The organism is Paenibacillus sp. V4I9, from assembly GCF_030817295.1.
Lineage (GTDB): Bacteria > Bacillota > Bacilli > Paenibacillales > NBRC-103111 > Paenibacillus_E.
Genome location: NZ_JAUSZE010000001.1, coordinates 5,794,344 through 5,806,372 on the forward strand (window position 1 = coordinate 5,794,344; position 12,029 = coordinate 5,806,372).

Consider the following 12,029-nt stretch of genomic DNA (forward strand, 5'->3'; position numbering starts at 1 on the left):
GAACGTTCTCTTATATTGTACCAACCACCACGCCTAATTCTTTCAACCAACGACGATACGCAATGGAGAAACGATCCACCTTATGGTTGAGTTCGACCTGCAGATCCAGTGGCAACAGCTCCGGCTTCTGAGTCTCTATTACCCTCGCATCTTGTTCAAACACGATATCCTGGAAGCGAATAAAATTCGCATCATCTACGTCATAGGCATAATTCCGCGATACCATCATAAATACAACGCATTCTTCTGCAGCAACAGGCAATACCGTCAACATAATCCACAAGGTTTGGCCATTGCTCGGATCTGCTTTGGACAATCGAGCGGATAAAGGCCGATAAACTTCTTTCATATAGACATAAGTCGTACCTTCACTCTTATCCGAGCCGGAATGGGCAACCGGTTGAAAGATCGGGATATTATCGATATAAATGCGTTCCTTCTCCTTGATAACCTGAAAGTCGGGCAGCTCCGCATAGTCGGGGTGTCCGAGCAGATTCTGATGGACGAACATCAAATGCGCAAAGTCTGTAAAATTCTCAATCACTCTCGTTCCAGCTGCTGTAACTTTGTATGGGCCACATGGTAATGGACGAAATTCTGGATTAGCAAACTCTTCGAAATGAGGCAAAGGCGCCACGGGTTCACCTATACATACCCAGATAAAACCGTATTTCTCTTCACAGGCATAGGTTTGCGCTTTAGCTCTGAGAGGAATCTTCTCCCCCTTAGGCTGTGCTGGAATACAGACACATTGTCCAGATGAATCATACTGCCAGCCATGGTATGGACAGACAAGGACATCATCTTGAACCCATCCTTTGGAAAGCATGGCTCCACGGTGAACGCATAGATCTTGCAGGGCATGAATCCCTTTGCTAGAGCGGTAAATCGCTACTCTTTCGCCCAAAATGATGACACCCACAGGTTGGTCTTTCAGCTCAGAAGCGAGGTATACAGCATGCCAATCATTTTCAAGTACAGGATCATGTAGACGTTGTAAAGCCATTGAAATCATCCTCCTACTCTATATTTGCAAAAACAGGATATTGTCCAGCCAGCTTACTGCGCAGAGCATCAACCCTTACTTGGGCTCTTTGTAGAATTTCTTGCTCATCGATCCATGTGCTTATCCCCTTCTCAACAACAACCTGACCGCCAACAATAACGAGATCGACATCATTGCCGTTCGCGTTATAAACCAGCGCTGAAGAAGCACGATGCACGGGACTAATATGGGCTTTCATCATATCTACAGTCACTAGATCTGCCTTCTTTCCTGGCTCAAGGCTGCCCAAATCAGCACTCCTTCCGACAGCCTTTGAACCATTCACTGTTGCCATACGCAGCACATCCATCGGCGGTAATAAAGTAGCATCCAGCTCATTTACCTTATGCAAGCATGCCGTGAACTTCAGCACTTCTAAGTTGTCTTGGCAATTATTGCTGCCAGGACCATCCGTACCTAGGGCGACATTAATGCCCATACGCAGCATTTCAGGTACTCTGGCAACACCAGAAGCTAAGTACATATTGGATACTGGACAATGGATGACGGAAGCTTGCTTTGCACGAATCATTTCTAGTTCTCCATCATCAAGCCACACACCATGAACAACCTGAGTATGCTCACCTAGCAGTCCAACTTCATTCAGCAACTCCAAATTGCGCAGGCCATAGCGGGCCATCGTCGTGTCGATCTGTTCACTCGTTTCGGCGACATGTACGTGAGAAATCAGCTTGCGATCCCGGCTAAAGACAGCCGCCCGTTCTAGATACCCTCGAGAGCATCCATATAAATTAAGCGGCCCCAATGCAATTCGAATCCGGCCGGAAGCAGCGCCATCCCATTCATCGAGCAATCGATCTGTACTGTCAAAGATCTGTTCCTCGGTCTCCCTTAATCGGACTTCTCCTGCCAAATCCGAGCCGCCTCTCGCCAAATGTCCGCGAATCCCTGAATCCACCATCGCTTGCAGTACACTTGCATCATTCTCTGGAAACGTGTGGATATAATGGTGATCCATCATATATGTCGCGCCCGATTTTAAATTTTCGATACACCCAATTAAAGCAGCTAAATAAAAATCTTCAGGCTCCATCGCGAGACTCATCGGCCAAATAATTTCCTTCAGCCACTGTGTGAGCGGCGAGTGATCCGATACCCCTCTCATGAATGTTTGAAACAAATGGGTGTGGCCATTAATAATCCCGGGAATGACGACTTTACCCGAAGCATTGTACGTATAGGATGATTGTAAGATTAAATGGTCCAAGCTCCCGTCTGATTTCCATTCCCCCACTTCACGGATCACATCGTGCTCCATATACACATAGCCTGGTTTGAAAATCTGATTGGTGGCATTCATGGTCAACACCGTACCGTTGTAAATTAATTTGTTTGACATTTTACCCCCCTCAAATGTTATATAATCTAACATAAATTTGTTTATATTTATTTATGTGTTATGTTAATTAACATTATTATATGAATGAACCTTTTTATCGTCAACTCCATTTGTAAACGGAAACACTAGATATAGTTACGTTTTTATCATAATTTTAATTATTTTGATTAACATAGTTCGATTTCGAACGTAAAATTTGTTCTTTTCATGAGAATACTATGATAATATTAACAACTGTATATATTTTACGACAAAGGAGTCTTACCTATGTTGGAGCTTCCTCACCTCGATCAAGTAGATCAAGAAATCATCAAGTTACTACATGAGAATGGCCGGATATCCTATGCAAAAATCGGGGAAATACTCAATCTCTCACGTGTTGCGATTCAAAAACGAGTCGAAAACCTCATCGAAAAGGAAGTCATCGAAAACTTTACAATTCGGTTGAACGCGACGAAATTAGGTAAAGTTATCAGCGCTTTTTTCGAAGTCGAAGTGGAGCCGCGGTTTGCTGAGGAAGTAGGCAACCTACTCTCTGCTGACTCCAACGTTATTAGTATTTATCAAATGACGGGGAGCAGCTCCCTGCACATGCATGCCTTGCTCAAAGACGATGCTGCGCTCGAAGACTTCCTCTACCAAAATATCTACAAATTGAAAGGCGTCGTACGCGTTAATACGCAGGTCGTCATTAAACGGTTTAAACAAGGAACTGGATTGGAACTGTGAGAAATGACAAAAAAACTGCGTGAGCATCTGTGCTCACGCAGTTTTCGTTATTTTGATATAGATTATAAGTTCAAACGATACATCGCCTTATTTTCTAGTCCGCGGATCATCGGCGTCCATGCTTCTGTCTCTGGCGTTGTCATCAGAGTATCCTCAACCATCTGCAGCTTCGCATCCATCGAATCAATGTAATGTAAAGCAACAGCTTCAGGAATTTGGGGCAGTACCGGACTCCCCCATTCTGGCAAGTTGTGGTGGGACAGCACAATATGCTGCAGACCAATAACAACATCCGACTGGAGATCAATCCCATGATGCAAGGCAGCTTCCGTAATCCAGTTCGACGCCATCGAGATGTGTCCGAGCAGCTTTCCTTGCACACTGTAATCAGAAACGATCCCTAACTGTGCGATCATTTCTTCCGGTTTGGCAATATCGTGCAAAATGATGCCCGCTTTAATTAAATCTGGATTGAGAAACGGCCGCTGTTTACAAATAAATTCACCAATCTCCAGCATCCGTACAATATGATAAGCAAGGCCGGCGAAGTAGGCATGATGATGCGTTTTGGCAGCGGGGTAATGGTTTAGCTTCTCTTCAACTTTGGTCACACAGAACGAAACAATCGACTTGATGGCCGGATTCGTAATACTTTCCAAAACTTGATTTATCGTATGAATAAGATCGATTGGACTAATCGGTGCTGAACGGATGAACTCCGTAATATGTACGCCATCCTCTGGCAGCGCCTTGCGCAATCTACCGATTTTCACCTGTAATTTATCACGATAGTTTTGAACTAAGCCTTGAACTTTGACCAACGTCATCGGGAAAAACGTTTCTTTATCAGTCGCGCTAACATCCCATAGCTTTGCAGAGATCTGCCCACTAGCATCGCATAACACAATGTCCATGAAATCTTTGGCAGGCGTGGTATTCGTTTGTTTAACTTCTAATTCTTTAATGAGGTAGTAGCCTACAAACTCTTCTGGTGCTTGCAATTGCTTAATTAACGTCATTTTAGTTCCTCCATATGTCATTAGGAACATTATACTACGAATAGGATAGAATTAATTAATAGAAAATGATAGAAATTTGAGAAAGTATTGATATTTTCACTCAAAGTCTCTTATTGTCAGTATCCTGTTGCGAGGTATCTCACTCACCGGCTCTCCTAGTTTCGCCCCAACTTTTTCACGAAATGAAGCGTCACTTTCGATTTTGCGTAGGAGTTCATAAGACACTAACAGCCGTATGTCCTGTTTATCCATTTTTAAATAAAATTGTACACCATATTTCCGATATCCAAGCTCTTCTTTTAACATTTCCGCAAAAGGAACCGTTTCTGGCTTAACATCAATACCTTTCTGAAGATGTCCGTGATAAGCCCGATACGTAATCTCATTCGCTGTTAAACGCTCTATCTCAAGATTGCCTTCCAACCCGATATTGTTGGTATATCTCATTCCTAAAGTTTTGGGCCCGCTCTGCTGTTCAAGGGCGAGGTGGAGAATGACAGAAGAAGAACTGTCTATCCATTCGACTTCATAACCAAACTTTTCCGCGATCGCGCGTAAAGGAACAAAGATTTCATCGCCCGAAACAAACGCTTCCGGATGTTCCAGTAGGGTTTCACTTTTGACTTTGATTTTAATATCATTGTACGCTGCGCTAATTTCTTTAGGCGCCCCTCTATGGGGAGCAAGGAGGTCGTCGGGATCTAGCTCTTCGAATTCTAAACGGTTCGTTGCATCAATAACAATTTCATTCCTTTCCTCATTCCAGTCCGCCGAATGCCAAAGTGTATCGTTGAAAAAGGAAAGAGGAACATAAATGGAGTTGCTCGTTATGAACGACTTTTTCGAGTACCCTCTATCATGCCGTTCAAAAAATACCCGGATCTCTCCCTGTCTATGGGCAAGAATAGTCTCCGTGCGCGGAGGCTTAGGTTGTTGTTTCTCAGTCCTATCTGAGAGCCACTGAGTCAGCTTTTCTGCTCTTTCCGTACCAAGAAGATGCGTATCGAAAACACTAACGTAAGGTAAATCCCATCGGTGGGAGTAAAATAGATAGGTTTCCCCAACTTCGATACTGGCACCGCATTGGTCCGAATCATCATTGGTCACTACAAAGGCCGGAGACTGCCCCTTGAATACTTTATCTGGTTCCACCACTGCCGCTTTCTGCGACGGATACACAGCATCCACGCTCGTGACTTTTGCCGTAAAGATCGCACTCGCTTCCAGAAAATCTTCCTCCAACGTTGTCGGCCCGCGGGAACAAGCATATGCCGTTGGCGTCATAAAGCCGACAAACAGACCCAGTAAACAAACAAAACACAACAATCCGGGAATCCTACCTTTCAAGAGCACACTCCCTTTCTCACAAAAATACTGCTCATTGAATTTACGCTTAGGGCTGTTCAGCAGCTAACATTATAAGCTACATCCCCTTACCATGCTTTACCCTCTCCGCAAGCACCGTAAGATCATGCCCTTTTAATGCACCTTCCATCAATTCCGGAACCTTCTCGGGAGAACATCCGAAACAAGGGATACCGTATTGAGCCAGTTTTTTAGCAACAGCATCGTCATAAGAAGGCACGCCCTGGTCAGATAAAGCGAGTAAGCAGATCGTCTTCACGCCAGCCTGATGCATGTCGACAAGCCGTTGAATCATCTCTGTGCGATTGCCGCCTTCATACAAATCTGAGACCAAGATAAACAGTGTTTTCTTCGGCTCCGTGATAAAAGGCTCGCAATAAGCGATGGATTTGTTAATATCCGTTCCCCCGCCAAGCTGAATCCCAAACAGCATATCAACGGGATCCTCAGCACACTGCTCACTTAAATCAACCACCTCGGTGTCAAAAGCAACCACTCGCGTGTCCAGAGCCGGCATACTGGCGAAAATCGAACCAATAATGGAGGCGTAAATGACAGAACCCGCCATCGAACCGCTTTGGTCAATATCCAGGATGACCGTCCACTCTTTGCTCCGACGCGCTCGATCAAAGAAGTAGACTTTTTCGGGCAGCAGGAGACCGCGCTCCTTGTCGTAGTGCTTTAGATTTTTGCGGATGGTTGTGTTCCAGTCCAATCCCGTGGACGAAGGCAGCGGCGAATGCTGCCTGCGATTCAAGGCACCAGTAACAGCTCGGCGCAGATCCTGCGAAAGCCGCTTCACGATTTCATCTACAACTGCTTTCACTAATTGCCTTGCTGTTTCTTTCGTTTTCTCCGGTATTTTCCCTTTGAGCGCCATTAACGTGGCTACCATTTGGATGTCCGGCTTCACTTGGGAAAGAAGCTCCGGCTCGAAGAGCAGCTGCTTCAAGCCTTTGCGCTCAATGGCATCGGACTGAATGACGGAGACCACGTCCGGCGGGAAAAAGGTTCGGATATCGCCCAGCCACTTGGCAAGCTTCGGGGACGAAGGGCCAAGCCCCGCTTTGCGGGGGCCGCCCAAGTTCGATCCGTCATCCATATTGCCTCCGGATGTCTCATCATAGATCGCGGCAAGCGCCTCATCTATGAGTCTCGACTCCTCGTCGAGCATTCCGTCTCCAGCCCCAAAAGACTGCAGCTTCTCTTCAGAAGCAGCACCCAGAATTAACCGCCAACGCTTTAATTGTTCTTGATCTATCATGGTCATAGGCTACAAATCCCCAAAATCAAAATCGTTGAGCTCATCCAGCTTCTCCTTCTCTTCCTCGCTTAACGGGTGTTGCAAAGCAGTTCCGGCGTTATCGGCGCCAACGCCCCAAATATCGCCCATCATCTCGGCCACCGATGCCTTCTCCCTCGGTTCGAATGAACCGAAAGCTCGGCGCAGAAACACAAGTGAACGTTGGAAGGCCTCTTTTTCCAGCGATCCGATATAGACATCGAGCTGCTGCCACAACGTTTGCCTAGACAGCAGCGCGTATCGGTTGCGCATCGACATGCCTTCGAACCATCCCGCTCCCAGATCAACGGGAATCCCCGGTGACAGGCGACGTGAAACTTCCGTCGCAACGCGCTCATCCGGTATTTCATTGCGCTCAAGCAAAATAGCAAAAGCGAAGCCCGACAGCTTTGCATTTCGGTCATCACGCGATGCTAGCTCTTGCAGTTTATTCAACCATAAACCATCGTCTACCACTTCAAAATGGTCTTGAGCAATTGTATGCAGCGACTGAATTGCTCGAACCATGCCCTGAGCAGCGTCATCATTGCAGCCCGCGCTATCTACGAGAAGCAGCGTTCCGCGCAGGAATAACTGCTGAAGCAGCGGAACTAAGTTATCCGTTTCGATTCGGCGAATCGATCCATAACGGATCAACACCGACAGCTCGTAGGCCGCCCCTGCGACCTGCTCGAAATTGCCTGCATCCACCGCAAGCCCTTGCAGCGTGGATTTGGCCTGCTCCATCAGCTGCGTCAACGTGCAGTCGCAGGCGATGCGAATGATGCGCGAAGCTTCCGCGATATCGCCGCAAACATCGAGCCGCTCCTTCAGCACGAAAGCCGCGGCCAGCTCAATCGTCTCCCCCTTCAAGGTCGACTCCACCGCTTGAATCTCAGCTTCCGGCGTCCACTGCAGCACCCAGTTCTCCGCCCACGATGCGGAGTCTTGATTCACTCTTTGCTTCTTGGCAAAGCTAATGCCCAGCAATTCCAGCCGATGCAGGAGAACAGACCGCTTCAAATCCAGAAAAGCAGCTTCCTCCAACTTCACCCTGCGGTTTTCACGTAAATCCAACTCCAAGGTTGTAGCAACCGTAGTTTTGAATTTCTCCAGCTTGAGCCGCTTGAGCTCTCTGTTCAAATCATCTTGAATTGGCGTCTGGCTGACTCCTTCTGGCAATCTGCCGATGGCCGTGCCCACGTCTGTCCTTGCCAAAGCTTCCGCAATTATCGAAAGCTCCCCATGACCGAGACATACGGTTGCAGCGTCCCGAAGGTCTTTCCACGTAGGATGACTACCATCGTGCAAAGCAGCAAGAGCCTCTGCCAGTCTCACACCTTCGATGAGCGAAGCTGTGGATCTATAAGTGCCATGTTCTCTGAGATACGCGGCTACCTGTGAGAAATACAAGGAAGGTAGCCTGCTCAGATCACCTTTTTGGAGGCACTGCCAGAACAATTCATAATAAGCGGGTGCCTGGTTCCCCGCCCCATAGCCTGAGTGCGAAGACAGCTTGTAGTAAGAATAAGGCATCAACGTAAGCTTAGTTGTCGACTTGGGCAGCCCTTTCATCTCTTCATCCGTCATCACTGGAAAGCGGAAGTCTAATACGGAGGCATGATGCGCGCCGGTTACGACTACAATTTTCTCAGGAGCGTGCCCAGCTTCAATAGTATCCTGAATTTTGCGCCGCATGTAAGCTTCCCGAATTTCATTGTAAGCCGCTTCCTGTGGCGCAAATTGCCACTCCTGCCCCGCAGTCAGATCACGCATTTGAGCCGAAAATTGATAAATGCCATGGCGGTAGGCGTCTTTTTGCATATTATGTTCAAAATGGCGCTCCCAATAAGCCTCGTAGTCCGGTTCTTCCGACAGCTCAGCAAGCTGTTGATACAGTGTCCTCTGTTCGTGGACATACGCCCGAAAAGCGTCGTCCTCCGTCTGATTGCTCTCTTCCTCAGCAGAGGATGACCTCCGTTTCCTTTGCTCGTAGAGAGCCAAGGCTTGTTCGGAAGGTAGATCGATAAATTCAGCCTGCGCATCGTTGCGGCTTGCCCATTGAAAGGCCTGATATTCCGGCGAATAATCAGCATATGGGTACAACAGGGTCCTTACTGGCAATTGATCCGTATACGCCAAAATGGCAATCGGCGGAACAACGCCATGCGAGGTTAGTTCAGCAATAAACCCGCTTGCGTCGCTTGGTCCTTCAACGAGCACTGCCGTAGGCTTCACTTCATCTAAGAAAGCCAGCAGGCGGAAAGCGCCAGCAGGAGATAAATGTCTTATACCAAAAACATGAAACCCCTGACTGCGATCTAGTTGTTCATCTCCGAGCACGCGAAGTACAGATTTCTCCATGTCGATCCCCGCTTTTTCATCACATTTTCTAGATATTCCTTCCATACGAGGCGGTCTTTCTCTTCATCTTTCACAATAGCTCCCTGCAGCCCGGCGGCAATATCTTCTTCACTAATCTGTCCGCTGCCAAAGCTTCCTGCAAGCGCCATGCTGCCCGTTAGAAGCGAAATCGCTTCAGCCGTCGAAATCACACCACTCGGCCCTTTCACCTTCTCTTTGCCGTCGAGTGTCATCCCGCTGCGCAGCTCGCGGAAAATCGTCACAACCTTGCGCACCGCCTCCTCCTCTGGGAGTGACGCTCTCAATTCATAGCTCGTCGAAATCTCTCTGACACGTTTGCGAACAATCTCCACTTCTGTATCAATATCCGAAGGGGATGGAAGCACGATGATGTTAAATCGCCGTTTCAAGGCGGCTGACATCTCGTTCACTCCACGGTCGCGCGTGTTGGCCGTTGCGATGATAGAAAATCCCCTTGCAGCGAACACTTCTCTGCCCAGTTCCGGAATCGAGATCGTCTTCTCCGACAAGATGGAGATCAAAGCGTCCTGTACTTCGGACGCACAGCGCGAGATCTCTTCGAATCTGGCGATCCCGCCTGTTTCCATTGCGCGGAAAATCGGGCTTTTGATAATCGCTTGATCGGAAGGTCCTTGCGCTAGCAGCATGGCATAATTCCAAGAATAACGGATATGCTCCTCGCTCGTGCCTGCCGTTCCTTGAATGACTTTGCCAGAATCCCCATGGATGGCTGCTGTCAGATTTTCCGAAAGCCAGGATTTAGCCGTTCCCGGCTCCCCGATCAGCATGAGAGCACGGTCAGTCAGCAGCGTGGCTATCGCCATTTCTACCAGCCGTTTATTGCCAATATATTTTGGCGTAATCGCGACCCCTTTTACATTTCCACCAATCAGAAACGTCAGTACCGCCTTCGGAGAAAGCTGCCACCCGGCTGGCTTCGCATCCTGATCCAATTTCTTCAAAGCTTCCAATTCTTCGATGTATAAACGTTCAGAGGGTAACCTTACGACATCTTGCTTTTGATCCATCCCCATAATCCCTGTCCCTTCTCTTCGTTATCTGACGGTTCGGTTTGCTCCGGCTTCGCAGCTATCGTTTCCGCGATTTCTAGCAATTGATTTTTCATACCCTGATAGGATAGCCCTTCTACGAATAGCTGCAGCCTCTCTGCATAAGGCCTTGGCAGTAAAGAAAGCAATGTAAGTTGGACTCGATCCAAATAATAGAACTGCTTGGCTCCGCCTTTTTCCAATATATCCATGAGCAGCTTTGGCGCATCCTGATAGTGTTGGCTGAAGAGGATCAACAACATATTAGCTGTTTTATTTCGGTTAAAATTAGGCAGCTCTTCGCATTTTTTGACCAGATACGCCGTGACTTTCGGGTCCGGGACTTGAGCAAATCTACACACGAGCTCTTCCTCGTCCAATTTCACAAAAAGATGCACCCACCGTGGATCCCATGTTGTAAAATCGGATGATGAAGCAGCCACTCCTGGCTCATCTACTTGATAAAGCAGCGTCGGTGTCACTTCATACAATACTCGCAATAAATCCTTAGCCGCAGGCTGCTTTTTATCCTTAAGGTCATGGCAAAAGCGTTCGTAGACGTCCTCTGGAGGAAGAATCTTGATAGCCGCTCTAAAGCTGTAAGCAATAAATTTGCGATTGTACGCCTCATGCAAAGTAACAGCAAAACTGTCTGCCTCAGGCAGATCTAATTGCAATAGAAGATCAGCTGCTACCTCCTGTACGGCTTCCGTTTCCGGAACAATAAAACTAGTCGTAGACAGCAATTTTTCTAGGAAATCTACGACTTCCGGTACTCTTTTGCCTTGTAAGCTGCGGATGTCCGCCAACAACTGTTGTGCGGAATCTTCCACCTTTGTACGTTGAACGATTCGCTCCAACACACTTTCCGCATGCCCGATGACGCTGAGAGTCAAATCGTTGGCCTTGCATAATTGAATTGGTTCTATGGCAAGATCCTGATCCTTCGAACCCAGTGCCTTGTAAAGGCGAGCGATCGCTTGCTCCGTCCCAAGCCGAGATAAGGCGAATAAGGCCGCTCTGCGTACCTCTTTTTTCTTATCATCAGCTTGCTCCAAAATAAAATCCTCTTGATCAGGGTAATCCCCCAGAAGCTCAATCGCCGTGGAGCGGACTTCCGTTGAACCCTGTTTGGCAGCTTGCAAAAGGATGTCTAAGGCAGATAGCGAAAGCAACTCATGGATAAGTTCCAATCTGCGGGCGTCACCTTTCCCTCCACCCAGCCGGAATTGCTGCTGAAGCGCGGGGAGTGCCTCCATTCCGAGTGTGGGCAACACCTTTCGATGAAGAAAATCGGGTATTTCTACATAACTATCGTCTAACGCAGAAACAGCGGCAGGTATGACCCGGAAATCATGAAACAACCCATCGTCGTACCCTTGACGAACCTGCTCCATTCGGCCCTGACCTTTTTGCGTCAATGCCTCAATGAGTGGATTCAGCTTGCGGTAAGGAATTGACGTCGAAAGCTTCGCTTCCGTTCCTTCCATAGGTACGAGGTCCTCTTTCGTCTCCGTTTTCCCTTGCGTGTACAGCACGGAATTTAACAGCATGCCTAACTCTAGAAGTCTGCTCGCTGAACCACTCGTATCCGTGTCCAGAACTTGGCTAACCGCCTGAGCCATTCGGTTAAACACCGGAGCCGACTCGCCTAACTTCTGCAATTGGGGAAGCATTTTCTGCAAACGTAAATCGCCCGCCGCCATCCCGCTCCCCGCTATAAACAAACGCCGCACCTCATGCTGCAGCTCAAACAATAGATCTATACTCATGGGTTCGTCTCCTAATTCTATTC

9 protein-coding genes are annotated in these 12,029 nt (G+C 47.8%); 1 reads left to right on the forward strand and 8 read right to left on the reverse strand.

The genetic code is table 11. The annotated features are described in order from the left end of the window. Positions 1-10: 10 nt before the first annotated feature. Together QFZ81_RS26900 and QFZ81_RS26905 are read right to left on the reverse strand one after the other, a co-directional pair. A complete protein-coding gene (locus QFZ81_RS26900; RefSeq protein WP_307605397.1) occupies positions 11-1,006 on the reverse strand; it encodes an aromatic ring-hydroxylating dioxygenase subunit alpha in 996 nt (331 codons plus the stop codon). Between the two features lie 13 nt (positions 1,007-1,019). After that, positions 1,020-2,405 carry an amidohydrolase family protein gene (locus QFZ81_RS26905; RefSeq protein ID WP_307605398.1) on the reverse strand — a complete coding sequence of 462 codons (1,386 nt, stop codon included), beginning with the start codon at positions 2,403-2,405 and terminating at the stop codon, positions 1,020-1,022. Between the two features lie 267 nt (positions 2,406-2,672). Here QFZ81_RS26905 and QFZ81_RS26910 point away from each other — a divergent pair, with 267 nt between their 5' ends. Continuing rightward, on the forward strand, positions 2,673-3,134 hold the full coding sequence (locus tag QFZ81_RS26910) for an Lrp/AsnC family transcriptional regulator (RefSeq protein ID WP_307439694.1): 462 nt from the start codon (positions 2,673-2,675) through the stop codon (positions 3,132-3,134). Between the two features lie 62 nt (positions 3,135-3,196). Here QFZ81_RS26910 and QFZ81_RS26915 read toward each other — a convergent pair whose 3' ends face one another. The 6 genes from QFZ81_RS26915 to QFZ81_RS26940 form a co-directional block, all read right to left on the reverse strand. Then, a complete protein-coding gene (locus tag QFZ81_RS26915; RefSeq protein WP_307439692.1) occupies positions 3,197-4,153 on the reverse strand; it encodes a 3'-5' exoribonuclease YhaM family protein in 957 nt (318 codons plus the stop codon). Positions 4,154-4,249: 96 nt separating this feature from the next. Beyond that, complete coding sequence (locus tag QFZ81_RS26920) at positions 4,250-5,500, reverse strand: stalk domain-containing protein (protein WP_307605399.1); 1,251 nt, start codon at positions 5,498-5,500, stop codon at positions 4,250-4,252. Between the two features lie 76 nt (positions 5,501-5,576). Continuing rightward, positions 5,577-6,788: a VWA domain-containing protein gene (locus QFZ81_RS26925; RefSeq protein ID WP_307605400.1), complete on the reverse strand. Its 1,212-nt coding sequence runs from the start codon at positions 6,786-6,788 to the stop codon at positions 5,577-5,579. Between the two features lie 3 nt (positions 6,789-6,791). Next, on the reverse strand, positions 6,792-9,164 hold the full coding sequence (locus tag QFZ81_RS26930; protein ID WP_307605401.1) for a DUF5682 family protein: 2,373 nt from the start codon (positions 9,162-9,164) through the stop codon (positions 6,792-6,794). After that, positions 9,122-10,213 (reverse strand): ATP-binding protein, encoded by a 1,092-nt coding sequence (locus QFZ81_RS26935; protein ID WP_307607052.1) that lies wholly within the window; start codon positions 10,211-10,213, stop codon positions 9,122-9,124. The genes QFZ81_RS26930 and QFZ81_RS26935 overlap by 43 nt, the downstream gene beginning before the upstream one ends. Then, positions 10,189-12,006, reverse strand: coding sequence for a HEAT repeat domain-containing protein (locus tag QFZ81_RS26940; protein WP_307605402.1), 1,818 nt, complete (start codon positions 12,004-12,006; stop codon positions 10,189-10,191). The genes QFZ81_RS26935 and QFZ81_RS26940 overlap by 25 nt, the downstream gene beginning before the upstream one ends. Between the last annotated feature and the right edge of the window lie 23 nt (positions 12,007-12,029).